The following is a 22,816-nucleotide window of genomic DNA, read 5'->3' on the forward strand; positions in this document are numbered from 1 at the left end:
CGTCCGGCGCCGAGCGGGAGGCTGCGGGCGACGTCGGGCTCCTCGTCGAGGCCGGTCGAGAGCTCGAGGGACCCACCGCCGATGTCGACGACGAGGAGCCGGCCGCTCGACCAGCCGAACCAGCGGCGCACCGCGAGATACGTCATCCGCGCCTCGTCGGTCCCGGCGAGCACCTGCAGCCGGACGTCGGTCGCCCGGGCGACGGTGGCGATGACGTCATCGCCGTTCGGGGCGTCCCGGACCGCTGAGGTGGCGAAGGCCATGAGGTCCTCGACACCCTGGTCCTCGGCGACCGCGAGGCACTCCTTGACGAAGTCGGTGAGCCGGCTGGTCGTCTCGTCCGGGACGTTCCCCTCCGCCGTGAGGCGCTCCGCGAGGCGCAGCTCGATCTTGTGCGAGAAGGCGGGCAGCGGGTGTGCCCCGACGTGCGCGTCGACGACGAGGAGGTTGACGGTGTTCGACCCGATGTCGATGACACCCAGCCTCATGCGCGGGCACCCGTGGTCACCCTCCCGACCCTACAAGCGCCGCCCGTCACCGTTCGCTTCCGCCTCGAGCAGGAGGTATGCCGCCCACCGGGCGCGGTGGGCGGCATACCTCCTCGGTGTGCGGGCTCCCCGCCGGGGACTGCGTCAGCGGGAGCGGCGGCTCAGGGTGAGCGAGGCCAGCGCGAGGGCGAGCACGATGAACCCGACGACGACCGCGACATCGACGCCGACCGTGGTGAGCGGGTCGGTCTGCGTCGTGATCGTCTTCATCGCGTCGACGGCGTAGGACAGCGGCAGGACGTTCGAGATCCAGTGCAGCACGTCGGGCATCCGGTCGCGCGCGATGAACAGCCCACAGAGCAGGAACTGCGGGAAGATGAACGCCGGCATGAACTGGACCGCCTGGAACTCGGTCCGGGCGAAGGCGCTGGCGAGCAGGCCGAGGGCACTGCCGAGGAGGGCGTCGACGACCGCGACGACGACGAGGAGCCAGAGCGGCCCGGCGACCTGCAGGCCGCATACCCAGACGGCGAACGCCGTTGCCACGACGGCCTGCAGCGTGCCGAGGACCGCGAAGGCCAGGGCGTACCCGAGCATGAAGTCGGCCTTGCCGAGCGGGGTGGTGAGGAGCCGCTCGAGGGTGCCGGACTGCCGTTCGCGCAACGTGGCGACCGAGGTGACGACGAAGAGGACCACCATCGGGAAGATGCCGAGCAGCGCGGCGCCGAGGGCGTCGAAGACCGGTGTGCCGTTGAACATCCAGGCCAGCAGTCCGATGAGGACGCACGGCACCACGATGATGAGCGCGATGGTGCGGCGGTCGGTGCGGACCTGGCGCAGCACACGGGTGGCGGTCGCGAGGGTGAGGGCCGGGTTCATGATGCCGCCTCCTGTGAGGCCTGGGCCGCGTCGACGAGGGCGAGGAAGGCCGCATCCGGATCGGTGGTGCGGGTGCGCGCCAGCAGCTCCTCGGGGGTGAGGTCGGCGAGGACCGCCCCCTCGCGGAGCAGGACCAGCCGGTCGCAGCGACTCGCCTCGTCCATCACGTGGCTCGACACGATGAGCGAGTGCCCGGCCTCGGCCAGGTGCCGGAACAGCGCCCAGAGGTCGCGTCGCAGGACCGGGTCGAGACCGACCGTGGGCTCGTCGAGGACGAGCAGGGCCGGCCGGCCGACGAGCGCCGCGGCGAGGGAGACGCGGGACTCCTGGCCTCCGGAGAGGTCCTGGACGAGCTGGTCGGCATGGCTCGTCAGGTCGACCTCGGCAAGCGTCCGGTCGACGGCCTCGGCGAGCGCCGTTCCGGTGAGCCCGACGACGCGGCCGAAGTAGCGGATGTTGTCGCGGACGGACAGGTCGCCGTAGACGCTCGGCGCCTGGGTCACGTAGCCGACCTCACGTCGCAGGGGCGCCGACCCCGCTGGGTGACCCAGCACGGTGACGCTCCCCCCCTCGACGATCTGGACCCCGACGATCGCCCGCATCAGGGTCGTCTTGCCCGAGCCGGACGGGCCGAGCAGGCCGACGACCTGGCCGGCAGGCATGTCGAGGGACAGGCCGGGGATGACGAGGCGCCTGCCCCGCACCACTCGGAGCCCTTCGATGACGACAGCGGACCCAGCCGCACTATTCATCATGTGATGAATTCTATCCCTCGGTGGCTGGGGTGTCCACGAGGTGCGCCTGCAGAACCGGGCCGAGCCGTTCCACGATGACCTCGGGCGGCACGTCGACGAGGGCGGGCACCTTGAGGATGTAGCGCATGACCGCGAGCCCGAGCATCTGCGCACCTGCGAGCGAGCCCCGCAGCTCGGGGTCCGGCACCCCGGTGGCGGCGGCGATGCGGCCGAAGACCTCGCGGCTCAGGAACTCGCGCAGGACCCTGGCACCCTCGTCGCTCGTCATGCTCGACCGGAGCAGCGCCGCCAGGGTCTGCCGCCGCTCCGGCGCGTCCCACACGAGCAGGAACGTCTCGACGACCCGCCAGCCCAGTCGCGCCGGGTCGCCCGCAAAGACACGGCCGACGATCGCGACCGGGTCGAGGGACACCTCCATCGTCTCGGCGAACAGCTGCGCCTTGCCCGCGAAGTAGTGGTGCACGAGCGCCGGGTCGACGCCGGCCTCGCGTGCGATCCCCCGGATCGAGGCCTTGTCGTAGCCCTTCGCCGCGAACTGCCCGCGGGCGGCCGAGATGATCGCGGCCCTGGTGTCGACGCCGCCCGGACGCCGACCGCGTCCTCGTGGCGCCGTCATGTCGCCACCGTATCCGCGCCGGACCGAACCGGGGAGCCATCGACACGGCCACGAGCGGGCGACCGGCCGCCGAAGCCGGCTGTGCGGCATACGGACCGAGCACGGGAGGCGAGCGGCAGGAGGCATACAGTGTGCCGGTGGCCGAAGCACCCCTCGATCTTCCCCGCGTCTGGGTCGAGTTCACCGACCCGGCGGACACCGGGCAGCGGTTCCGGTGCGATCTCACGTGGCTGACGAGCAGCTGGACGTGCATCTTCGGCGCCGGCTGTCACGGCATCTACGCCGACCGCCCCGACGACGGCTGCTGCACCCTCGGCGCGCACTTCACCGACAAGGACGACCGCAGGCGGGTCGCGGCCGTCGTCGCCGAGCTCGGCCCGGACGAGTGGCAGTACCACGACGTCGGCACGGCGACCGGCTCGAAGAACGACTGGTCGGAGAAGGAGGACGGCGCCCGCAAGACCCGCGTCGTCGACGGCGCGTGCATCTTCCTCAACCGGCCCGGTTTCCCGGCCGGCGCCGGCTGCGCCCTGCACCAGCACGCCGTGCTGACCGGTGTTCCGCCGCACACAACGAAGCCCGACGTCTGCTGGCAGCTGCCGATCCGGCGGAGCTACCGGACGGTGCAGCTCCCCGACGAGACGAGCTATCTCGAGGTCACGATCACCGAGTACGACCGCCGCGGCTGGGGACCCGGTGGCCACGACCTCGACTGGTACTGCTCGGGCAACCCGGAGGCGCACGTCGGCCGCGAGCCGGTCTACCGAAGCTGCGCGGCCGAGCTCGTCGAGCTGATGGGCGAGGCTGCCTACGAGGAGCTCGTGCTGCGCGCCGAGGCGCACCTCGCGCAGGTCAAGGCCGCCCGGTCCCGGGGCGACCGCGCCCTGCTGCCGCTGCTCGTCCACCCCGCCACACTGGAGGCCAGGCGCCGATGACCGACATCATCCCGTCCCCGAACATCTGGGAGACCCCGGACGTCTACGAGGTCGAGAACCTGGGCGTCGACCGCGCCCACGCCATCGAGTCGGCCATGCGGTCGATCGCCGACTGGGCCGGCCGCGACGTCGTCGACATCGGCTGCGGGACGGGCTTCCACCTCCCGCTGTTCGCGTCGACCGCGCGGTCGGTCGTCGGCGTGGAGCCGCACCCACCGCTCGCCGCCCTTGCGCGGGAACGCATATCGGGTATGCCGCAGTGCTCGGTCCTCGAGGACGGCGCGGCCTCGATCGGGGTGCCGGACGGCTCGTTCGACGTCGCGCACGCCCGGTGGTCCTACTTCTTCGGGCCGGGTTCGGAGCCAGGACTCGCCGAGCTGGCGCGGGTCGTGCGGCCCGGTGGCACCGCCTTCGTCATCGACAACGACGCGACCCGGTCGACGTTCGGCTCGTGGTTCCGGCGTGCGCTGCCGCACTACGACGCCCGGGCCGTCGAGCGGTTCTGGGAGCGGCACGGCTGGCAGCGCGAGCGCCTCGACATCCGGTGGGACTTCGACTCGCGCGAGGACTTCGAGGCGGTCGTCGCGATCGAGTTCTCACCCGATGACGCCGACCTGATCCTGGCCGAGCACCCCGACGCCACCGGTGTCGACTACGCCGTCAACCTCTGGTGGCGCCACTACTGACCCATCCGTCGAGCTGGTGTGGCGGGTTGTGCGTGGTTGGTGTCGCCCTGGTAGCCACAACCGCGCACAACCCACCGGCACCTGTGGATGGCGGCGGCGCGCGGCGAGCCGACGTCGGCAGACTGCCCGGATGGACCTCGGCTCGAGTGAGCCCGTCGACCGGCTGCTCGCAGCCAGGATCGCCGGCCAGTCCGGGCTGGTCACCCGAGCCCAGGCACTCCGAGGTGGGTACAGCCGGGCGGCCATCAGGTGGCGGCTCTCGTCCGGACGCTGGGTCCAGCTGCACCGGGGCGTCTACCTGACCAGTCCGGGGCGGGACGACAGGATGATGCGGGCGGTCGCGGCCCTGCTCGCGATCGGCACACCGAGCGCGCTCTGCGGCCCGAGCGCCGGTGCCGCCTGGGGACTGACCTCGGCTGACACAGGCGATGTCCACGTCCTCGTGCCCTTCGGTCGTCGCGGTGTCGACAGGCCAGGGGTCAATGTCGTGCGGAGCAGACGCTTCCACGAGCGCGTGCACACGGAGGCGTGGCCGCACCGGACCACGGCCGAGCACACCGTCTTCGACCTCGCGATGGGACACGACCTCGATCGCGTCGTCGCGCTGATGGCGAAGGCGTGCCAGCTGCGGATCGCCACGGAGGCTTCGCTCGCCGCGGCACTGGCCACACGGCCCACCCAGACTCTTCACCAGGTCATCGCGGAGGTGCTCGGTCACGTCGGCGAGGGAGCCGAGAGCGCCGCCGAGGTGCGCTACGTCCGCGACGTCGAGGGGGCGCATGGGTTGCCGGCGGGGACGAGCCAGCTACCTGCTCCCGGGCGACGGTTCCGTGACCGCGCCTATGAGCAGTACCACCTCATCGTCGAGATCGACGGGCGGCTCGGGCACAGCGGCTGGTCGGACCGTCAGAGGGACAGCCGGCGAGACCGCGAGGCGGCCAGGGACGGCTGGCTCACCGTCCGCGGCACCTGGGTCGATGTCGCCGGGGGTCCATGCGAGTTCGCCGACGACCTTGGCCAGATCCTCTGCGACCGCGGCTGGGCCGGCCCACCCGTCAGATGCGGTCCGGGCTGCTCACTCGGGTCTTGGGCGGCCTGAATGGTCCGGATCTCGAGGTTGTGCGCGGTTGGTGTCGCCCTGACAGCCACAACCGCGCACAGCCGGCCCCGGTCCAGCTCAGGAGTCGTCGGCGAGCGCCTCGAGGATCGGCTCGGCCGCGGCCGCACTCAGGCGACCGGTGAGGACAGCCCGCTGCGCCGTCGCCCGGGCCATCGCCACGTAGGTCGGCCGGACGTCCGGCGCGTCCGACTCCAGCAGCTCCACGTGCTCGGCGACGGTCTCGGCATCGCCGCGCGACACCGGCCCACCCAGCGCGGCGTCCCCGAGCCGGAGGGCGTTGGACAGCGACGCGGTCAGGAGCGGCTCCAGGATCCGCGCGGGGTCCTCGATGCCTGCCTCGCCCAGCAGCTGCATCGACTGGGTCACGAGCGTGACGAGATGGTCCGAGGCGTGCGTGAGGGCCGTGTGGTACGCGAGCCGCTGCGTCTCCGGCACCCAGACGGGGTCGCCGCCCATCTCGATGACGAGCGCCTCCCCCAGCGGGCGGGCAAGGTCCATCGTCGTCACGGCGAAGCAGCAGTCGGTGAGCCGCTCGAGGTCCATCGCGGTGCCGGTGAACGCCATCGCGGGGTGCAGCGCGAGCGGGATGACGTTGCTGTCTGCGGCCGCCTCGAACACCGAGATCCCGTGTGCCCCCGAGGTGTGCATGACCAGCTGGCCCGGCGTGAAGACCCCGGCCTGGTGCAGCCCCGCCACGAGGCCCGCGAGCGTGTCGTCGGGGACCGCGAGGATGACGAGGTGCGCCCCCTCGATGACGTCGGGCACCGGCTTGACCGGCGCCTGCGGCAGCAGGTCCGCGGCGCGTGACAGCGACGCCTCGCTCACCGCCGACACCCCGGTGACCCGGTGCCCAGCCTGCTCGAGCGCCGCCCCGAGCACCGCCCCCACGCGGCCGGCCCCGACCACCCCGATCTCGAAGCGCGCCGGTCGCTCGTGCGGAGTACTCACCCGGGAACGCTATCGCTACAGTCCCACCGTGAGCTCGGTCCCGTGGCGGGTGGCGTGGCAGCACGCCCTGTATGACGCTGAGCTCGGTTTCTATGTCACGCGCGGCGGGCCGTCGGCGCACTTCGCGACTGCGGCCCAGGGACCGACGGGCCGGGTGCTCGCCGAGGCCTTGCTCCGGCTCTGGCACCGGCACCACCCCGACCGCCCGCCCTCGGTCATCGTCGACATCGGCGCGGGCCGCGGCGAGCTGACGAACCACCTCGCCGCCCTGACCGCCTCCCCCACTCGTACCGGGCGCTCCCTCACGTCCCACACGACCCCCGAACGGTCGGTTCGCCCGGAGGGGGGTGGGGAAGCGCGGGTCGTCGGGGTCGACGTGGTGGACCGGCCGGACGGACTGGACGCGGGCGTCGAGTGGGTCCGGTCGCCGGGAGGTGCGCACCTGCCGGACGGCCTCACCGGCCTCACGGACGCGCTGGTCGTCGCCCACGAGTGGCTCGACGTCGTCCCCTGCACGATCGCCGAGGTCGCGGCCGACGGCGGCCTCCGGGAGGTCCTCGTCGAGCCGGGCACTGGTGCCGAGCAGCTCGGACCGGTCGTCACCGACGCGGACACCGCGTGGGTGGAGCAGTACTGGCCGGACCACGCCGGCGGCGGCCGCATCGAGATCGGCCGGACCCGCGACGAGGCTTGGGCCGACCTCCTGACCCGGGTCGACTCGGGTCTCGTCGTGGGCATCGACTACGGCCACGTGCGGAGCGGGCGGCCGAGCGGCGGGACGCTCGCGGCATACCGTGAGGGGCATCTGGTCCCCCCGGTGCCCGACGGCACATGCGACCTCACGGCCCACGTCGCGATGGACAGCCTCGGCGCCGAGGAGCTGCACCGCCAGCGGGACCTGCTCGTCGACCTAGGCTTCGAGGCACGAACCCCCGACCACACGGCCGCGCGCACCGACCCGATCGGCTACCTCCGCGCTCTCGAACGGGCCTCCGCCGAGGCGCGGCTCATCGATCGGAGCGGGTTCGGCGCCTTCTGGTGGGCCGTGAAGCAGGTGGGCAGCCCACACGTACCCTGAGGCCATGCGTCGGTTCCTGGCCCTGGTCCTGCTCGCCGTCGGATTCGCCCTCGTCGGCGCACCGGCCGCGAGCGCCCATGACGTCCTCGAGTCGACGTCGCCAGCCGACCGCACGACCGTCGACCGGCTGCCCCAGGCCGTGACGCTGACGTTCTCGGACGACCCGCTGGCGCTCGGCACGCAGATCCTCGTCAAGGGCCCGAGCGGCAACGTGGCCCACGGAGACCCGACGATCGAGGGTCGGGTCGTCCACCAGCAGCTGAGCGCGCAGGCACCTGCCGGCGACTACGTCGTGACCTACCGCGTCACCTCGTCCGACGGCCACCCGATCTCCGGCACCTTCTCGTTCCACGCCACAGTCGGGCTCGACGGCTCGACCGCGACGCAGGGCGCCCCGGTCCCCGCCCAGCAGCCCGGCTCCCCCGATGTCGCGGCCGCCCAGCAGTCATCGTTCGTCCCGGTCATGCTCACCATCGCCGGCGTCGTCATCGTCCTCCTCATCGGCGCCGTGGTCTGGATCGGCTCCCGCCGCCGCGACGCCGCGGCCACGCCCGGCACCGCGGACACCCCGGACACCGCCGACACCAAGAACCGAGGGTGAGCGGCATACTCGACCCATGACCGAGGCGACCACGTCGGGACGTGAGCTGACCGTCGGCGTCGGCGCGGGCGGGCTCGCGACCGCCGACATGGTGCTCAACATCGGTCCGCAGCACCCCGCGACGCACGGCGTCCTGCGCCTGCGGATCGTCGTCGACGGCGAGCGCATCGTCAGCGCCGAGCCGATCATCGGCTACATGCACCGCGGCGCCGAGAAGCTCTTCGAGGTGCGCGACTACCGCCAGATCCTCGTCCTCGCGAACCGGCACGACTGGCTCTCGGCCTTCGCCAACGAGCTGGGCGTCGTGCTCGCCGTCGAGGACATGCTGGGGATGGAGGTCCCCGAGCGGGCGGTCTGGGCCCGCACCCTCCTCGCCGAGCTGAACCGCGTGCTCAACCACCTGATGTTCCTCGGCTCGTATCCGCTCGAGCTCGGCGCGATCACGCCTGTGTTCTATGCGTTCCGCGAGCGCGAGGAGCTGCAGGCCGTCATGGAGGAGGCCTCCGGCGGCCGGATGCACTACATGTTCAACCGGGTCGGCGGTCTCAAGGAGGACCTGCCGGCCGGGTGGCTGGGCCGGGTCATCGAGGCGGTCGCGGCCGTCCCCCGCCCGCTGCCGGACCTCGAACGCCTCATCGTCGGCAACGAGATCCTCGAGGCCCGCACCCGCGGCGTCGGCGTCCTGCCGCGCAGCCTCGCCCTCGCGCACGGCGTCTCGGGGCCGATCGCGCGGGCGAGTGGCGTCGACGTCGACCTGCGCCGGGACACGCCCTACCTCGCCTACGCCGAGCTCTTCGTCCCCGGCGGCCCCGGCCGCGTCGTGACGCGCGAGGCCGGCGACTGCCTCGCCCGCCTGCAGGTCCTCCTCGAGCAGACCCGCGTCAGCCTCGACCTCGCCGACGCGTGCGTCGAGCGCCTCGCGGACCTGTCCCGCGGCCCCATCAACGTCAAGCTCCCGAAGGTCCTCAAGGTCCCGGAGGGCCAGATCTACTGCGCCACCGAGAACCCGCTCGGCTTCAACGGCTACTACCTCGTCTCCCGTGGCGACAAGACGCCGTGGCGGCTGAAGCTGCGCTCCGCGTCCTTCAACAACGTCTCGGTGCTCGCCGAGATGCTGCCGGGGCAGCTGATCGCCGACATGGTCGCGATCCTCGGGTCAATGTTCTTCGTCGTGGGGGACATCGACAAATGAGGGTCGGTATGCCGCTCACCGGACTGTCGCGCGCTGGTGCCCTCCGCGCCGCCGGGGTCATCCTCATCACCTCCGTCGTGTCGATCGCCGCGGCCTGCTCCAACGAGGACACCGTCGACACGATCCCCCCGCCCTGGCCGAACGCGACCAACACGAGCCTCGACCAGGGCCCGACCCCCGCGCCGACGTCCACCTCGACGACGCGGCACCGGACAAGCCCGCCGAGCACACACTCGAGCACGTCGTCGCGCCGCTGAGGGCAGAATCGGCCAGGAACGGCTCTGGACTCTCGGCAATCCGAACCGCCAAGAATTCTGCCGCGGCCCGATTCTTGGCGGCCCAGGGCAACCCGAACCCCCGACGGCTCAGCCGCGGTCCTCGTCGTCGTCCTCGTTGTCGTCCTTGCGCTTGGGCGGCTTGATCCGGCACATCGACTGGGCCACCATGCCGGCGACCGCCAGCAGGATCGCGAGCGCCATGTGGGCGAGGAGCGGCCATAGCCGCGCGAGCTGCGACTCGACGTCGATGTCGGGCATCAGGAGCAACGCGTTGGACCCGTACCAGCCGGTGAGCGCCGCCCCGGTCAGCGCCGCGGCCTGCCCGAGCACGAGGGTGCGCGCCGCGCGCATCGGGCTCATCGAGGTCAGGCCGCGGCCGTCGCGCACCTGCTTGACCTGGGAGCCGGCGATGAGCACTCCGGCGCCGAGGAAGGCCATGACCACGAGCCCCACCCAGCCGGGGTCCGGCACGAAGTGGCCGCTCGAGACCCACCACTTCGTCCCCACCCAGCCGACGATGAGCGCGACGAGCGCGACGATGACGAGGGTGGTGACCCGCAGTCCCTCGCGTGGCCTCATGCGTCCTCCCATTCCGGTCCCGGGCGCACGCCTGACCGATCAAGTTCCGTGAGCAGGTCGCCGACAGGACGTATGCCGTTCCCGCCCTTGCCGACGCGCAGCCGGGCCGCGGGGTCGGCGAGGTCCCACGGGACGAGGACGAAGGCCCGCTCGGCGGCCCGTGGGTGGGGCAGCGTCAGCTCGGGCGCCTCGCTGCACACCTCGGAGTCCGACCCGGGGCGACCGTACTGGACCAAGTCGAGGTCGAGCGTCCTTGCTCCCCAGCGGATCTCGCGGGTACGGCCGTGGTCGGCCTCGATCTCGTGCAGGACGCGGAGCAGCTCGTCCGCCGCAAGGTCGGTGCGAGCGATGGCGACGGCGTTGAGGTAGGGCGGCTGGTCCGCGGGACCCCCGACGGGGTCGGTCTCGACGATGGGCGAGACCGCGACGACGGTGACTCCGGCTCGGGCGGCGAGCCCTTCGACGGCGCTGCGCAGCGTCTCGCCGCGGTCCCCGAGGTTCGAGCCGAGGGCGACGACGACCGGGACGCCGCCGCGACGGACCCGGACCTGGACGTCGGTGAACGGTCGTCCGACCGGAGCCTCCGGCTTGTGGACGACGACCTCGACGGCGTCGACCCGGTCGCGGCGCAGCGCGTCGGCGGCGATGACCTCGGCGAGGCGCTCGATGAGGTCGAAGGACGGCCCGGTGATGCGGGCGACGACGTCGTCGGCGACTTCGGCATAGCTGACCGTCGTCGCGAGGTCGTCAGTCCGGCCGGCCTCGGACAGGTCCAGGTCGAGGGTCACATCGACGACGAACGGCTGGCCGTCGCGCTTCTCGAAGTCGAGGACACCATGGAAGCCGCGAGCCGAGACGCCTTGCAGGACAATGCGGTCGGTCACCGAGCGCCCTCCTCGACAGGTGCGTGCGCCTGGGCGGCCTCAACGACCGCGAGGGCCCGCACCGTGCGGGCGACGTCGTGGACCCGGACGCACCAGAGGCCAGCCATCGCCGCCATGACCGACGTGGCGGCCGTCTCGAGATCGCGCTCCGCGGGCGGTCGCGGCGGCTCCCCCGGGGGCCGCCCGACGCGACCGAGGAAGGCCTTGCGGGAGGCACCGAGCAGGATCGGGTGGCCGAGGTGGTGCAGCCGCGGGAGGGCCGCCAGGAGGGCCCAGTTGTGGTCGGCGGTCTTCGCGAATCCCAGGCCGGGGTCGAGGACGAGCAGGTCCTCCGCCAGCCCGGCACCCAGCAGCTCGTCGCGGCGGGAGGCCAGCTCGCGGCATACCTCCTCGAGGACGTCGTCGTAGACGGCGCGCGCGTACATCTCGGCGCTGTGCCCGCGCCAGTGCATCGCGATGTAGGGCAGCCGTGCGCCGACGACGTAGGGCACCATGTCCGGGTCGGCGTGCCCGCCGGAGACATCGTTGACGATGACCGCACCCGCGGCGACGGCCGCCTCGGCCACCTCGGCGCGCATCGTGTCGACGGAGACGACGGCGCCCTCAGCGGCCAGTTCCCGGATCACCGGGATCACCCGGCGCAGCTCCTCGGACACGGAGGGACGCTCGGCGCCCGGCCGCGTGGACTCCCCGCCGACGTCGATGATGTCGGCCCCGGCCGCCCAGACGTCCCGGCCGTGCCGGATCGCGGCCGCGGGCTCGAACCACTCACCGCCGTCGGAGAACGAGTCGGGGGTCACGTTGACGACGCCCATGACCAGCGTCCGGTCCCGTTCGGCAAGCAGGTCGGCCGCGGTCATGGGGACCATCCTGCCACTGGGCTCACGCGTCCCTCCGCGTCAGGAGGCGGGGCAGCGAGGGGCGGGTCACGAAGGCCTCGGCGCGGAGCGCGGCGAGCGCGACGCGGGGCAGGGTGCCCGCCGGGTAGACGAGGAACCGGCCGATCCAGCGGGGATGGAACTTGCTGTTGAACCGATAGAGCGACTCGAGCTGGAACCACCGCGAGCCGAGGCCGAGCAGGCGGCGCATCGAGCGGGTGATCGGGCCGGCGCCGAGGCGCTCCGCCCGCTCGAAGACGCTCCGGAAGGCGGCGAAGTTGAGCGAGACGCGGCGGATCCCGAGCTCGTGGGCCGCCTCGAGGACCGAGACGATGAGCAGCTCGTTGACGCCGGCCTCGGCGCGCCGGTCGCGGCGCATGAGGTCCAGGGAGATCCCGTCGCACCCCCAGGGGACGAACTGGAGGAAGCCGCGCACGACGCCCTCATGCACGGCGAGGACGACGAGGGCGTCGGGGTCGCGAGGGTCGGCGACCCGCCCCAGCGCCATGGAGAAGCCCCGCTCGGTCTCGCTGCCGCGCCACGCCTCGGCGTCACGCAGCAGCTCGTGGCGCGCCGCCGGGGTCATGTCGCGGACCCGGACGATCCGCGTCTCGTAGCCTGCGCGCCGGACCCGGCTCACCATCTGCCGCACGTTGCGCATCGAGCGACCGGAGAGGGAGAACGACTCCGTGTCGACGACGGCCTCGTCACCGAGCTCGACGGCGGCGAAGTCGGTGAGCCGCTGCCAGGCCCGGCCAGCCCGCTCCGAGCAGCCGAGGGCCGCGGGGACCCAGGCATGCCGGTCCGCCTCGAGGAGGAAGTTCGTCATCGCCCCCGGCCAGGCCTCGGGGTCGCCGATCGGGTCGCCGCTGGCCAGCATGACGCCGCCGACGACGCGGTAGGCGACGGCCGCCTTGCGGGAGTCGGACCACAGCACGCTCTTGTCGCGTCGCAGGTTGAAGTAGCCGAGCGAGTCCGCCGTCTCAGGGAGCATCTGCCGCAGCGTCGCGTCGTCCTCCTCGGACAGGTGCGGCAGGGGCCGGGGCGAGCGGAGCAGCAGCAGGATGGGCACGAGGACGGTGACGACGCCGAGCCCGAGCAGCACGTCGGAGATGAAGTCCTCGAAGCGCCCGTGCCGGAAGACGAGGTCACCCGAGACGCCGACCATGCCGAGCCACACCTGCTGGACGGCCGACCACAGACCGGGCCACCCACCGATGACCTCGCGCTCGTACCAGATGAGCATGCCCAGGCCGATGAACGTGCTTCCGACGAGCAGACCGAGGCCGGTCCACAGCGCCCGCCAGCGGGTCGTCGGGTCGCCCGCGGCGTAGAACTCGTCGCGGTGCCGCAGCAGCAGGTAGAGCAGGACCCCGGACGCGACGGCGATGATGAGCCGGGAGTGGACGGCGTCGATCGCGGTGGCGGCGGCCGTCAGCGGCACGGCCGCCTGCCAGGCCCGGCGTTTGCGGCGCTTGAGGGCGTGCCCGAGCAGCGCGAGGAGGACGCCGAAGACGACCATCCCGGCGGCAGCGAGGTTGCCGATCCCCCACGGCAGCAGGGTGCCGAGCCAGTGGGCCCGGCCGCGGAAGCCGTGGGTGAACCCGCCCGCGATGTTGAGGATCGCGACGGCATAGACGACCGTCCCGATGATGCGGGGCATGTGCGTCGAGACGGGCCGGACCCGTCCGAGCGTCTCCGCGACCGACGACCGGGTCTCGCTCAGCTGCTTGTCGCGGCTCACTTGTTGCCCTCGAGCATCAGCGCCATGGCCTCTGCTCGAGTGGCTGGATCTCGCAGCTGGCCACGGACCGCAGAGGTGATGGTCGACGCGCCCGGTTTGCGGATGCCGCGCATCGACATGCAGAGGTGCTCCGACTGGATGACGACGATGACGCCCTGCACGCCGAGGTGCTCGACGAGGGCGTCGGCGATCTGGGAGGTGAGCCGTTCCTGGACCTGGGGGCGCCGGGCGTAGATCTCGACGAGCCGGGCGAGCTTGGACAGGCCGGTGACCCGGCCGTGCTTGTCGGGGATGTAGCCCACGTGGGCGACGCCGTGAAAAGGCACGAGATGATGTTCGCACGTCGAGTAGAGCTCGATGTCGCGGACGATCACCAGCTCTTCGTGATCGATGTTGAAGGTCTTGTCGAGGACGTCCGAGGCCTCCATGTCGAGGCCGGAGAAGATCTCGGCGTAGGAGCGGGCGACGCGCTCGGGGGTGTCACGCAGCCCTTCGCGGTCGGGGTCCTCCCCGACCGCGATGAGCAGCTCGCGGACCGCTTTCACTGCCCGCGCCTGGTCGACCGCCACGGTCAGCCCTTCTCGCCCGGGTCGACGCGGTGGTCGTCGGGCACCTCCACGATCTCGGCCGGCGGGTGCTCGTCGGCGAGCGGGTGCGCACCGACCGACGCGGCCTCGTCGATCTCCTCCTCGATCTGCTTGTCCGGCGGGACCGGCGGCGGCAGGTGGCCGTTCTGCTTCGCGGCGATCTCGGCCGGGGTGAGCACCGGCGGGATCGTGCTCGGCTTGCGGGTCTGCGACGAGAGCCAGGTCGGCCGCGGCGGCAGCTTGACGACGTTGGTGAAGACCTCGGCGAGCTCGCCCTGGTTGAGCGTCTCCCGCTCGAGGAGCTGCAGGACGAGGTGGTCGAGGACGTCGCGGTTCTGGTTCAGCGCCGTGTAGGCCTCGTCGTGCGCCGACTCGATGAGCTTCTTGACCTCCTCGTCGACGACCCCGGCGATCTCCTCCGAGTAGTCACGCTGGTGGCCCATGTCGCGGCCGAGGAACACCTCACCGTTGCTCTGCCCGAGCTTGATGGCGCCGATCCGCTCCGACATGCCGTACTCCGTGATCATCTTGCGGGCCATGCCGGTGGCCTTCTCGATGTCGTTGGAGGCGCCGGTCGTCGGCTCGTGGAAGACGATCTCCTCGGCGACGCGGCCACCGAGGGCGTACGCGAGCTGGTCGAGGATCTCGTTGCGGGTCGTCGAGTACTTGTCGTCGACGGGCATGACCATCGTGTAGCCGAGGGCCCGGCCGCGCGGCAGGATCGTGATCTTCGTGACGGGGTCGGTGTGGTTGAGCGACGCGGCGACGAGGGCGTGGCCACCCTCGTGGTACGCCGTGATCTTGCGCTCCTTGGCCGACATGATCCGCGTGCGCTTCTGCGGACCAGCGATGACGCGGTCGATCGCCTCGTCGAGCGCCCGGTTGTCGATGACGCGCTTGTCGCTGCGCGCCGTCAGCAGCGCGGCCTCGTTGAGGACGTTGGCGAGGTCGGCGCCGGTGAAGCCCGGCGTGCGGCGGGCGACGGCGAGCAGGTCGACGTCGGGCGCCATCGGCTTGCCCTTGCCGTGCACCTCGAGGATCCGGTGCCGGCCGATCATGTCGGGGGCCTCGACGGCGATCTGCCGGTCGAAGCGGCCGGGCCGCAGGAGTGCCGGGTCGAGGATGTCGGGCCGGTTCGTCGCAGCGATGAGGATCACGTTGGTCTTGACGTCGAAGCCGTCCATCTCGACGAGCAGCTGGTTCAGGGTCTGCTCGCGCTCGTCGTGGCCGCCGCCGAGGCCGGCGCCACGGTGCCGGCCGACCGCGTCGATCTCGTCGACGAAGACGATGGCCGGGGCGTTGGCCTTGGCCTGCTCGAAGAGGTCGCGGACGCGGCTGGCACCGACGCCGACGAACATCTCGACGAAGTCGGAGCCGGAGATCGAGTAGAACGGCACGCCGGCCTCACCGGCGACAGCCCGGGCGAGGAGGGTCTTGCCGGTACCGGGCGGCCCGTAGAGCAAGACGCCCTTGGGGATCTTCGCGCCGACAGCGAGGAACTTCGCGGGTTCCTGGAGGAACTCCTTGATCTCGTGCAGCTCCTCGATCGCCTCGTCGACGCCGGCGACGTCGGCGAAGGTGACCTTTGGCATGTCCTTGGTGGCGAGCTTCGCCCGCGACTTGCCGAACTGCATCACTCTCGAGCCGCCGCCTTGCATCTGGCCCATCAGGAACCAGAAGAGGCCGAGGATGATGATGATCGGCAGCACCGAGTAGAGCATCGAGCCGAGCCAGCTGGGCTGGTCGATCTCGTCGGTGTAACCCTTCGGCGGGTTGGCCTTCTCGATGGCGTCGACGACCTGGCCACCGCGCGCGTCGACGTAGTAGGCGTAGACGGACGTCGCGTCCTTCACCGTGCCGTCGGGCGACGTGTACGGCGTCTTGAACGTCAGTTCCATCTTCTCGTTGTTGACGAGCGTGGCCGACTCGACGTTGCCCGATGCGATCTGCTTCATCGCCTCGGAGGTGTCGATCCGAGGTGCACCCGAGTCGGAGAACATCAGGCCGAAGACCAGTGCGCCGATGAGGAGCAGGATCCACACCATCGGGGTGCGAAGAATGCGCTTTGCGTCCATGTAACTGCGGGGCCTTCGCCCCGGTCCTCCTGCTCGTCTGGCGGTGCTGACTGATCGATCAACGTCTGGGCAGGCTTCAGTGTTCCGTATCCGGTCCGCTCATGCCCAGCCAGCCGAGGTCCAACCTGCCCTGCCCGTACCCTCCGCGCGAGCTCGTATGCCGGTCACCGCCCCTCCGTACGAGGCGTCGCGGGGTCAGTCCGGTGTCGCCGCGCGCAGCGCGTCGAGGACCCGGCTGTCGACGCCCTCCGGGGAGAGCCGCGACTCGTAGTTGACGATGCCGGCCCAGTCGGCGAGCGCCGCCGCGACGTCCTCGTTCGTGTGGCCGAGCCGGGCGAGCCGGCCGCGCATCTCCTCGGCCAGGTCTCCCTCGAGGGGCAGCACGTCCTCCGCGTGGCCGAAGACCATCTCCCACTCGCCGAGGAGCCGAGCGACCTCACCCACGGGATCGGCGTGGTCGTCGACGCGAAGGTCGACCAGCACGCCGGAGCCGTCGTAGCCCGCCCCCGGCTGCACGGCATACAGGGCGGCACTCTGCCGGCCACGCGCGTCACCGCCGGCGGCGTCGCCCGCCGCGAGCGCGGCGAGAAGGCGCTGTGCGAACGGCTCGTCCTCGGACTCGAGCCAGGCGCGCTCCATCTCCGCGACGACCTCAGGCCCGGTCAGGATGTTGCCCTGGATGGCGTATGCCGCCGTCCCCGAGTCGTGCGCGACCCCACCGCACCAGGGCAGGCATCCGGGGCCGGTGTAGGTCGCGGCGCTCGAGGGGCCGACGAGCCCGAGCTGGCGCTCGTCGCGGCCCTCGTCCGCGGACGTCGTGGTCGCGATGGCCGCCCCGGCGGCGTCGCCCGAGGCGAGGCGCTCGAGCAGCTCCTCGATGTAGGCGACGCGGGCGAAGGACTGGGTCGCGACGGCGCCGACACCCGCGCGGGCCCCGGGCACGACCGAGCCGACGGCGAGGAACTTGCTGGCGACGGCGACGCCGTAGGCGTCACCGTCGCGGGCGACGATCGAGAAGGTCATCGGCCGGTCCCCGTCAGGCGTAGACGTGTGGCGCGAGGGTGCCGACGCAGCGGAGGTTGCGGTAGCGCTCCGCGTAGTCGAGGCCGTAGCCCACGACGAACTCGTTGGGGATGTCGAAGCCGACGTACTTCACGGGGATGTCGACCTTGACGACGTCGGGCTTGCGCAGCAGCGTGCAGATCTCCACGGAGGCCGGCTTGCGGGACTCGAGGTTGGCCCGGATCCACGACAGGGTCAGGCCGGAGTCGATGATGTCCTCGACGATGAGGACGTCCTTGCCGGTGATGTCCGCGTCGAGGTCCTTGAGGATCCGCACGACACCGGAGCTCTTCGTGCCGGAGCCGTAGGACGAGACCGCCATCCAGTCCATCGGCGCGGTGCCCGGCAGCGCCCGCATGAGGTCGGCCATGACGACGACCGCCCCCTTGAGGACGCCGACGAGAAGGAGGTCCTTGCCCTCGTAGTCCTGCCAGATCTGCGCCGCCAGCTCCGCGAGCCGGGCCTGGATCTGCTCCTCGGTGAGGAGGACCTTGGCGAGGTCGGCTCCCATGTGCTCGCTGTCCACTAACGGCTCCTCGGTGTGTCGGGGTGGGCGAACCGACCCCATTCAACCCGATCGACCAACCCGCGCGGCACGGCACTCCTGCAAGGCGAGGGATTCGCGTCGCCCGGGGGGGCCGGCGCCGGGTCAGTGGTCGGCGACCGGGATCGGGCTGAACCGGATGGCGCCCTCGTCGCGGGCCACTGCGATGCCGCCCGGCACGTGGAGCGGCCCCTGGCCGTGCCACGACGTGAGCAGCGCGTCGAGCGACTCGACGTGCGCCGCCGAGACGTCCGCGATCGGTGCCCCGGCCTCGGAGGCGAGGATGCGCCAGACCCGGGTGCGGATCGCCCGAGGCAGGGCGCTCAGGGCGTCGAGGTCGACCCCGGGATGACCGGGCGCGTTGGGCAGCTCGGCCCGCGCCCGTCGCGCGAGCTCCTCGAGGTGGTCCGCGTCCTCCCGCAGCAGGTCCGCGGAGCGCGCCAGCGCGGCGACGAAGCCCGGGCGGAGATGGGCCTCGAGGATCTCCAGCACCTTGCGGGCCCGGACTCGCCGGAACGACTCGTCGCCGTTGTGCGGGTCGTCCCACGGCTCGATGCCGTGGGCGGCGCAGACCGCCCGGGTCGTCGCGCGCGGGAGCGCGAGGAACGGGCGCACCACGAGGCCCCGGCGCACCGGCATACCGGACAGCGACCGCGCCCCCGAGCCGCGGGCGAGCCCGAGCAGGACCTGCTCGGCCTGGTCGTCGCGGGTGTGGCCGACGAGGATGAGGGCCGCGCCGAGCCGGTGGGCCGTCGTCTCGAGGACGGCGTAGCGGGCGGTGCGGGCATCCGCCTCGGGTCCGGCGCCGGTTGTCGGCACCTGGGTCTCCACGACCTCGACCGGAGCCAGGCCCAGCTGCCGGCACGTCGCCGCCGCGCGGTGCGCGACGATGCTCGACTCCTCCTGCAGCTGGTGGTCGACGATCACCGCGCCGCCACGCATGCCGCTCCGGGGCGCCTCGAAGGCGAGCGCGGCGGCGAGCGCCATCGAGTCCGTGCCGCCGGAGACGGCGGCGACGATGAGGGAGCCCTCGGGGATGTCCTTGAGGTGCTCGCGCACAGCGAGCCGTGCCGCGGCAACCGCGGGATCGGGACCGGTCACGCCGCGCCTCAGCCGTGCACGCGCCGCACCCAGGCGGCGGGGTCGAGGATCTCGGTCGCGCGGGGCAGGGTCTCCGGCGAGGCCCAGACCTCGGACAGGCCGTCCCGGCCGACCGCGTCCATGACGGCCCGGACGAAGCCGGCGCCGTCGCGGTACTGGCGCAGCTTCGCCTCGAGACCGAGGAGCTTGCGCAGCAGCCGGTCGACGCCGACCGAGCTCATCCGGCGCCGGTCGAACTTCGCCCGGATCTCTGCGACGGTGGGGATGACCCGGGGCCCGACGTCGTCCATCACGACGTCGGCATGACCCTCGAGGAGCGACATGATCGCGGTAATGTCGGCGATCTTCGCCTTCTGCTCCGGGGTCGCGAAGAGCTGGCCCAGCCCCTCCCCCGAGCGGATCACCTCGGGCAGGCGGGTCGCGAGCTGCTGGAGCCGGTTGCCGATGTCCTCGGGCGTCGGGGCGAGGTCCACCGCGAGCTGCTGGGTCTGCTCGATCATGTGCTCGCGCAGCCACGGCACCGCGGTGAACTGGACCCGGTGGGTCTCCTCGTGCATCGCGACCCACCGGCGGAAGTCGTGCGGGTCGACGTCGAGCTGCCGCTCCACCTGCACGATGTTGGGGGCGACGAGCAGCAGGCGCGGGGTGCCGCCCGGCGCAAGGTCGTACTGCCCGAGGATCTTGCTCGACAGGAAGGCGAGCAGCCCTCCGATCTCGGCCCCGGTGACCTTGCTGCCGATCGCGGCTGCGGCCGGGCCGAGGTTGACCTTCCGCGTCGCAGTCAGCTTGTCGATGATCGGGTCGAGCATGGCCTCGAACGAGTCGACGTTGGCACTGATCCAGCCGGCCCGGTCGACGATGAGGGGCGGTGGCGCGGCCTCCGGCGCCCGCATGCCCGACGTCTCGGCGACGGGCTCGACCGCCTCCGCCGCCGCGGCCCGGAGGTCGGCGACGATCGTGGCCGCCTCCTCGAAGCTGACCTGCGGGCCGGCCTTCGTGATGACCTGCCCCGTCCGCTTGGCGAACTCGTAGTCGACGTATGCCGCTCCGCCGGCTGGCGCCGGCAGCCTGGTCGATTCGCTCATGCTGAGTCTCTCGCCCGTCTGTGCTCGGTCTCGTCCTCGAGGCCACCCCGCTTGCTCGAGGCAGTCACCGCACCAACGCTACGCGCTGGCTCTTCGTTCCCGGGGACGATACCTCGGCGCCCCGACAGGTCCGGTCAAGAGTGCGGCCAGACGGTCAGGCCCGGCACCCGCAGGAGGCGAGCGCCGTGACGAAGCCATCGAGTGCGGCCCGGGCGTCCGCCATGCCCGCCTTGGGCACCAGTCCCGCGAAGACGAGGAGGCGTCCGTCGTCGTCGACGACGCTGCCGGCCAGGGCGTTCGCGCCGGTCAGGGTGCCGGTCTTGGCCCTGACCCGGCCTGCGGCGGCGTGGGCCGTGCCGGAGAGGTACCGGTCCTCGAGGGTGCCTGTGAGGCCCGCGATCGGCATGCCCTCGATGGCCAGTCGGAGCGCGGCGTGTCGCCCGTCGTAGCCCTTCGCGAGCAGGTCGGTCAGGAGCAGGGCGGTCACCCGGTTCTCCCTCGACAGTCCGCTGGCATCGCTGAGGGCCACGCCCTGGATGTCGAGCCCGAGCGCGGCCACTCGCTTGACGACCCAGGTGCCGACGTCGCCGAACGAGGTCTGGGCGCCGGACCGGAAGGCCGCCTGCCGAGCCAGGATCTCGATGAGCGCGTTGTCCGACTCGGTCAGGGCCAGCCCGAGCTGGTCCAGGACCGGGGCCGAGTCCACGGAGCCGAGGACCCGCGCGTCGAGCGGCGCGAGGCTATGCGCGACCGAGGCTCGGCTCGCCGTGATCCCGTGCTTGCGGAGCTGGGCGAGGAAGGCGTCCACGGTTCCCGCGACCGGGTCGGCTGGGCCCGGCCGACCGGGCACCGCTCGCTGGTCGGCGCGGCCGAGCATCGCGACAGCTCCGGTGATGCCGTCGGGTCGGAACGACGCCGACCAGGTCGGGGCGAGGAGCGGGCCGGGCGCATAGGACAGGTCGACGGAGACCGTGACCTTCGTCGTTCCGCTCCTGCGCAGCGCGTCGGCCACCTGGGCCGCGAGGTCGCCGAGACCGGCATGGCCGTCGACGGATGCCGGGTTTCCCTGGTCCGGGGCGAGGAGGGAGTCGCCGCCGGCGACGAGGATGATCGAGCCGGCGCTCGAGCCCCCGACGACCTTCGTGGTCAGGACGTCGTTCGGGCCGAACACCTGCCCGATGGCGGCAGCGGAGAGCAGCTTCGTCGTCGAGGCCGGCACCTGCGGCTCGGCACCCCGTTCATCGAGCAGCACCGTGCCGGTCTGCCCGTCGCGGACGACGAGCGAGGCCAGCGAGAGCGCCGGCAGTCCCAGCACCGAGGCGAGCCGCTCGCGGAGCGCAGCAGGGCTGGGCGCGGCGCCGTCCTCGGCGAGCGAGCCGAGCGGCATACCGACGGAGGTCGACGGCGTCGGCTGGGGGACAACGGGCAACGTGCGGGTGCCCGGGGTCGCGGTCGGCGGCGGAGGCGGCAGCGGACGGGTCGTGAGGATGCCTGGCGCAAGGTCGGCGGCATCGAGCGCGGCATAGCCGACCAGCACCGCGACCGCCGAGCCGATGACGACCGAGCGCCGCACCGCGCGCTTCACCCGTCCACCACCGTCGCCTTCTTTTCCGTCGCGCCGCTGCGTGCGCAAGACTGTCCCGGAACATTCTGACAGCAGCCGGCCCTGCGACCGGCGGAGGAGAGAGGCACAAGGGTGCAGTTCGACGTCACGATCGAGGTCCCGCGCGGCCAGCGCAACAAGTACGAGATCGACCACGAGACGGGACGCATCCGGCTCGACCGCTTCCTCTTCACGTCGATGGCCTACCCGACCGACTACGGCTACATCGAGTCGACCCTCGGTGAGGACGGCGACCCGCTCGACGCGCTCGTCATCATCCCGGAGCCGCTCTTCCCCGGGGTCGTCGTCGAGGCCCGCCCGATCGGTGTCTACCGGATGACCGACGAGGCCGGCGGCGACGACAAGGTCGTCTGCGTCCCGACCGACCCGCGGATGGACTCGATCCAGGACGTCTCCGACCTCGACCACTTCAAGCGCGACGAGATCAAGCACTTCTTCGAACACTACAAGGACCTCGAGCCCGGCAAGCATGTCGAAGGCTCGGACTGGGCCGGCCGCGAGGAGGCCGAGCGCATCGTGGGCGAGGCGCTCGACCGGGCCAAGGAGCAGGGCCTCTCGACCGCACGCTGGGCTCCGCCCGCCGGTCACTGAGGACGGGCGGGTCGATGGTCGAGCTGCGGATCTTCACCGAGCCCCAGCAGGGAGCGACGTACGACGACCTCCTGGCCGTGGCGCAGGCCGCGGAGCGGTTGGGGTTCGGCGGGTTCTTCCGGTCCGACCACTACCTGCACATGGGCGGCGACGGCGGTCCCGGGCCGACCGACGCGTGGGTGACCCTCGCCGGCCTCGCCCGCGAGACGTCGACCATCCGGCTCGGGACCCTCGTCACGTCCGCGACGTTCCGCCTGCCCGGCCCCTTGGCGGTGGCCGTGGCGGGGGTCGACCAGATGAGCGGCGGCCGGGTCGAGCTCGGCCTCGGCGCCGGATGGTTCGAGGAGGAGCATCGGGCGTACGGGATCCCGTTCCCCGGTGTCGGCGAGCGGTTCGACCGGCTCGAGGAGCAGCTCGCCGTGATCACCGGCGTCTGGGGCACGCCCCGCGGTGAGACCTTCTCGCACGAGGGGCCGCTCTACCCCG

Annotated in this window: 25 protein-coding genes; 9 read left to right on the forward strand and 16 right to left on the reverse strand. The window is 72.1% G+C overall.

Translation table 11 applies throughout. From position 1 onward, the window contains the following. The 4 genes from ACTHJJ_RS06355 to ACTHJJ_RS06370 form a co-directional block, all read right to left on the reverse strand. Nucleotides 1-488, reverse strand: a 488-nt coding sequence (locus ACTHJJ_RS06355; protein WP_440302096.1) for a Ppx/GppA phosphatase family protein, incomplete at its 3' end; no start/stop codon positions are given. Between the two features lie 144 nt (nucleotides 489-632). Further along, nucleotides 633-1,367 carry an ABC transporter permease gene (locus ACTHJJ_RS06360; protein ID WP_440302097.1) on the reverse strand — a complete coding sequence of 245 codons (735 nt, stop codon included), beginning with the start codon at nucleotides 1,365-1,367 and terminating at the stop codon, nucleotides 633-635. Beyond that, the gene (locus tag ACTHJJ_RS06365; protein ID WP_440302098.1) at nucleotides 1,364-2,122 is read right to left on the reverse strand and encodes an ABC transporter ATP-binding protein; all 759 of its coding nucleotides are present in this window, start codon (nucleotides 2,120-2,122) and stop codon (nucleotides 1,364-1,366) included. Before ACTHJJ_RS06365 ends, ACTHJJ_RS06360 begins: the two co-directional genes overlap by 4 nt. Before the next feature lie 10 nt (nucleotides 2,123-2,132). After that, nucleotides 2,133-2,738 (reverse strand): TetR/AcrR family transcriptional regulator, encoded by a 606-nt coding sequence (locus ACTHJJ_RS06370; protein ID WP_440302099.1) that lies wholly within the window; start codon nucleotides 2,736-2,738, stop codon nucleotides 2,133-2,135. A gap of 137 nt (nucleotides 2,739-2,875) precedes the next feature. On the opposite strand from ACTHJJ_RS06370, the gene ACTHJJ_RS06375 reads away from it, so the two are divergent. The 3 genes from ACTHJJ_RS06375 to ACTHJJ_RS06385 all read left to right on the forward strand — a co-directional run bounded on the left by ACTHJJ_RS06375 (nucleotide 2,876) and on the right by ACTHJJ_RS06385 (nucleotide 5,458). Beyond that, nucleotides 2,876-3,673, forward strand: coding sequence for a hypothetical protein (locus ACTHJJ_RS06375; protein ID WP_440302100.1), 798 nt, complete (start codon nucleotides 2,876-2,878; stop codon nucleotides 3,671-3,673). Beyond that, nucleotides 3,670-4,359 carry a class I SAM-dependent methyltransferase gene (locus ACTHJJ_RS06380; RefSeq protein WP_440302101.1) on the forward strand — a complete coding sequence of 230 codons (690 nt, stop codon included), beginning with the start codon at nucleotides 3,670-3,672 and terminating at the stop codon, nucleotides 4,357-4,359. The genes ACTHJJ_RS06375 and ACTHJJ_RS06380 overlap by 4 nt, the downstream gene beginning before the upstream one ends. A 130-nt stretch (nucleotides 4,360-4,489) precedes the next feature. Beyond that, nucleotides 4,490-5,458 (forward strand): type IV toxin-antitoxin system AbiEi family antitoxin domain-containing protein, encoded by a 969-nt coding sequence (locus ACTHJJ_RS06385; RefSeq protein WP_440302102.1) that lies wholly within the window; start codon nucleotides 4,490-4,492, stop codon nucleotides 5,456-5,458. Between the two features lie 78 nt (nucleotides 5,459-5,536). Here the strand turns inward: ACTHJJ_RS06385 and ACTHJJ_RS06390 are convergent, their stop codons facing one another. Beyond that, the gene (locus tag ACTHJJ_RS06390) at nucleotides 5,537-6,427 is read right to left on the reverse strand and encodes a Rossmann-like and DUF2520 domain-containing protein (RefSeq protein WP_440302103.1); all 891 of its coding nucleotides are present in this window, start codon (nucleotides 6,425-6,427) and stop codon (nucleotides 5,537-5,539) included. A 28-nt stretch (nucleotides 6,428-6,455) separates the two neighbouring features. On the opposite strand from ACTHJJ_RS06390, the gene ACTHJJ_RS06395 reads away from it, so the two are divergent. From ACTHJJ_RS06395 to ACTHJJ_RS06410, 4 genes are read left to right on the forward strand one after another with little or no spacing between them, the layout of a single operon-like run. Continuing rightward, nucleotides 6,456-7,505, forward strand: coding sequence for an SAM-dependent methyltransferase (locus tag ACTHJJ_RS06395; RefSeq protein WP_440302104.1), 1,050 nt, complete (start codon nucleotides 6,456-6,458; stop codon nucleotides 7,503-7,505). A gap of 4 nt (nucleotides 7,506-7,509) precedes the next feature. Continuing rightward, the gene (locus ACTHJJ_RS06400) at nucleotides 7,510-8,106 is read left to right on the forward strand and encodes a copper resistance CopC family protein (RefSeq protein ID WP_440302105.1); all 597 of its coding nucleotides are present in this window, start codon (nucleotides 7,510-7,512) and stop codon (nucleotides 8,104-8,106) included. Nucleotides 8,107-8,122: 16 nt separating this feature from the next. Continuing rightward, complete coding sequence (locus ACTHJJ_RS06405) at nucleotides 8,123-9,298, forward strand: NADH-quinone oxidoreductase subunit D (RefSeq protein ID WP_440302106.1); 1,176 nt, start codon at nucleotides 8,123-8,125, stop codon at nucleotides 9,296-9,298. A gap of 8 nt (nucleotides 9,299-9,306) precedes the next feature. Next, nucleotides 9,307-9,555 carry a hypothetical protein gene (locus ACTHJJ_RS06410; protein ID WP_440302107.1) on the forward strand — a complete coding sequence of 83 codons (249 nt, stop codon included), beginning with the start codon at nucleotides 9,307-9,309 and terminating at the stop codon, nucleotides 9,553-9,555. 108 nt (nucleotides 9,556-9,663) lie between these two features. On the opposite strand, the gene ACTHJJ_RS06415 is transcribed toward ACTHJJ_RS06410, so the two are convergent. The 11 genes from ACTHJJ_RS06415 to dacB all read right to left on the reverse strand — a co-directional run bounded on the left by ACTHJJ_RS06415 (nucleotide 9,664) and on the right by dacB (nucleotide 21,700). Beyond that, the gene (locus ACTHJJ_RS06415) at nucleotides 9,664-10,155 is read right to left on the reverse strand and encodes a DUF3180 domain-containing protein (protein ID WP_440302108.1); all 492 of its coding nucleotides are present in this window, start codon (nucleotides 10,153-10,155) and stop codon (nucleotides 9,664-9,666) included. Then, nucleotides 10,152-11,039: a 2-amino-4-hydroxy-6-hydroxymethyldihydropteridine diphosphokinase gene (gene folK / locus ACTHJJ_RS06420; protein ID WP_440302109.1), complete on the reverse strand. Its 888-nt coding sequence runs from the start codon at nucleotides 11,037-11,039 to the stop codon at nucleotides 10,152-10,154. The genes ACTHJJ_RS06415 and folK overlap by 4 nt, the downstream gene beginning before the upstream one ends. Then, nucleotides 11,036-11,899 (reverse strand): dihydropteroate synthase, encoded by an 864-nt coding sequence (folP, locus tag ACTHJJ_RS06425; RefSeq protein WP_440302110.1) that lies wholly within the window; start codon nucleotides 11,897-11,899, stop codon nucleotides 11,036-11,038. Before folP ends, folK begins: the two co-directional genes overlap by 4 nt. Before the next feature lie 22 nt (nucleotides 11,900-11,921). After that, a complete protein-coding gene (locus ACTHJJ_RS06430) occupies nucleotides 11,922-13,661 on the reverse strand; it encodes a phosphatidylglycerol lysyltransferase domain-containing protein (protein WP_440302111.1) in 1,740 nt (579 codons plus the stop codon). Then, entirely contained in the window at nucleotides 13,658-14,230 is a 573-nt protein-coding gene (folE, locus tag ACTHJJ_RS06435; RefSeq protein WP_440302112.1) for a GTP cyclohydrolase I FolE, read from the reverse strand. The genes ACTHJJ_RS06430 and folE overlap by 4 nt, the downstream gene beginning before the upstream one ends. A 2-nt stretch (nucleotides 14,231-14,232) precedes the next feature. After that, nucleotides 14,233-16,323: an ATP-dependent zinc metalloprotease FtsH gene (gene ftsH / locus ACTHJJ_RS06440; protein ID WP_440302113.1), complete on the reverse strand. Its 2,091-nt coding sequence runs from the start codon at nucleotides 16,321-16,323 to the stop codon at nucleotides 14,233-14,235. Nucleotides 16,324-16,518: 195 nt separating this feature from the next. Next, nucleotides 16,519-17,346: a DUF1028 domain-containing protein gene (locus ACTHJJ_RS06445; protein WP_440302114.1), complete on the reverse strand. Its 828-nt coding sequence runs from the start codon at nucleotides 17,344-17,346 to the stop codon at nucleotides 16,519-16,521. Between the two features lie 13 nt (nucleotides 17,347-17,359). After that, the gene (gene hpt, locus ACTHJJ_RS06450) at nucleotides 17,360-17,911 is read right to left on the reverse strand and encodes a hypoxanthine phosphoribosyltransferase (RefSeq protein WP_440302115.1); all 552 of its coding nucleotides are present in this window, start codon (nucleotides 17,909-17,911) and stop codon (nucleotides 17,360-17,362) included. Between the two features lie 123 nt (nucleotides 17,912-18,034). Further along, a complete protein-coding gene (gene tilS / locus ACTHJJ_RS06455) occupies nucleotides 18,035-19,030 on the reverse strand; it encodes a tRNA lysidine(34) synthetase TilS (protein WP_440302116.1) in 996 nt (331 codons plus the stop codon). Between the two features lie 8 nt (nucleotides 19,031-19,038). Further along, nucleotides 19,039-20,115, reverse strand: coding sequence for a zinc-dependent metalloprotease (locus ACTHJJ_RS06460; RefSeq protein WP_440302117.1), 1,077 nt, complete (start codon nucleotides 20,113-20,115; stop codon nucleotides 19,039-19,041). A gap of 154 nt (nucleotides 20,116-20,269) precedes the next feature. Continuing rightward, a complete protein-coding gene (gene dacB / locus ACTHJJ_RS06465; protein WP_440302118.1) occupies nucleotides 20,270-21,700 on the reverse strand; it encodes a D-alanyl-D-alanine carboxypeptidase/D-alanyl-D-alanine endopeptidase in 1,431 nt (476 codons plus the stop codon). Between the two features lie 111 nt (nucleotides 21,701-21,811). Between dacB and ACTHJJ_RS06470 the strand changes: the two genes are divergently transcribed. Continuing rightward, entirely contained in the window at nucleotides 21,812-22,330 is a 519-nt protein-coding gene (locus ACTHJJ_RS06470; protein ID WP_440302119.1) for an inorganic diphosphatase, read from the forward strand. Between the two features lie 14 nt (nucleotides 22,331-22,344). After that, a partial coding sequence (locus tag ACTHJJ_RS06475) for an LLM class flavin-dependent oxidoreductase (RefSeq protein WP_440302120.1) occupies nucleotides 22,345-22,816 on the forward strand: 472 nt, incomplete at its 3' end.

The organism is Intrasporangium sp. (assembly GCF_051961875.1).
Taxonomy (GTDB): Bacteria; Actinomycetota; Actinomycetes; order Actinomycetales; family Dermatophilaceae; genus Intrasporangium_A.

Coding starts and splice junctions, on each gene's coding strand:
- ACTHJJ_RS06385 (WP_440302102.1), top strand. CDS start 4,490: ATGGACCTCGGCTCGAGTGAGCCCGTCGACCGGCTGCTCGCAGCCAGG.
- ACTHJJ_RS06360 (WP_440302097.1), bottom strand. CDS start 1,367: ATGAACCCGGCCCTCACCCTCGCGACCGCCACCCGTGTGCTGCGCCAG.
- ftsH (WP_440302113.1), bottom strand. CDS start 16,323: ATGGACGCAAAGCGCATTCTTCGCACCCCGATGGTGTGGATCCTGCTC.
- folP (WP_440302110.1), bottom strand. CDS start 11,899: ATGACCGCGGCCGACCTGCTTGCCGAACGGGACCGGACGCTGGTCATG.
- ACTHJJ_RS06370 (WP_440302099.1), bottom strand. CDS start 2,738: ATGACGGCGCCACGAGGACGCGGTCGGCGTCCGGGCGGCGTCGACACC.
- ACTHJJ_RS06410 (WP_440302107.1), top strand. CDS start 9,307: ATGCCGCTCACCGGACTGTCGCGCGCTGGTGCCCTCCGCGCCGCCGGG.
- ACTHJJ_RS06445 (WP_440302114.1), bottom strand. CDS start 17,346: ATGACCTTCTCGATCGTCGCCCGCGACGGTGACGCCTACGGCGTCGCC.
- ACTHJJ_RS06460 (WP_440302117.1), bottom strand. CDS start 20,115: ATGAGCGAATCGACCAGGCTGCCGGCGCCAGCCGGCGGAGCGGCATAC.
- ACTHJJ_RS06380 (WP_440302101.1), top strand. CDS start 3,670: ATGACCGACATCATCCCGTCCCCGAACATCTGGGAGACCCCGGACGTC.
- ACTHJJ_RS06365 (WP_440302098.1), bottom strand. CDS start 2,122: ATGATGAATAGTGCGGCTGGGTCCGCTGTCGTCATCGAAGGGCTCCGA.
- ACTHJJ_RS06400 (WP_440302105.1), top strand. CDS start 7,510: ATGCGTCGGTTCCTGGCCCTGGTCCTGCTCGCCGTCGGATTCGCCCTC.
- ACTHJJ_RS06405 (WP_440302106.1), top strand. CDS start 8,123: ATGACCGAGGCGACCACGTCGGGACGTGAGCTGACCGTCGGCGTCGGC.
- ACTHJJ_RS06415 (WP_440302108.1), bottom strand. CDS start 10,155: ATGAGGCCACGCGAGGGACTGCGGGTCACCACCCTCGTCATCGTCGCG.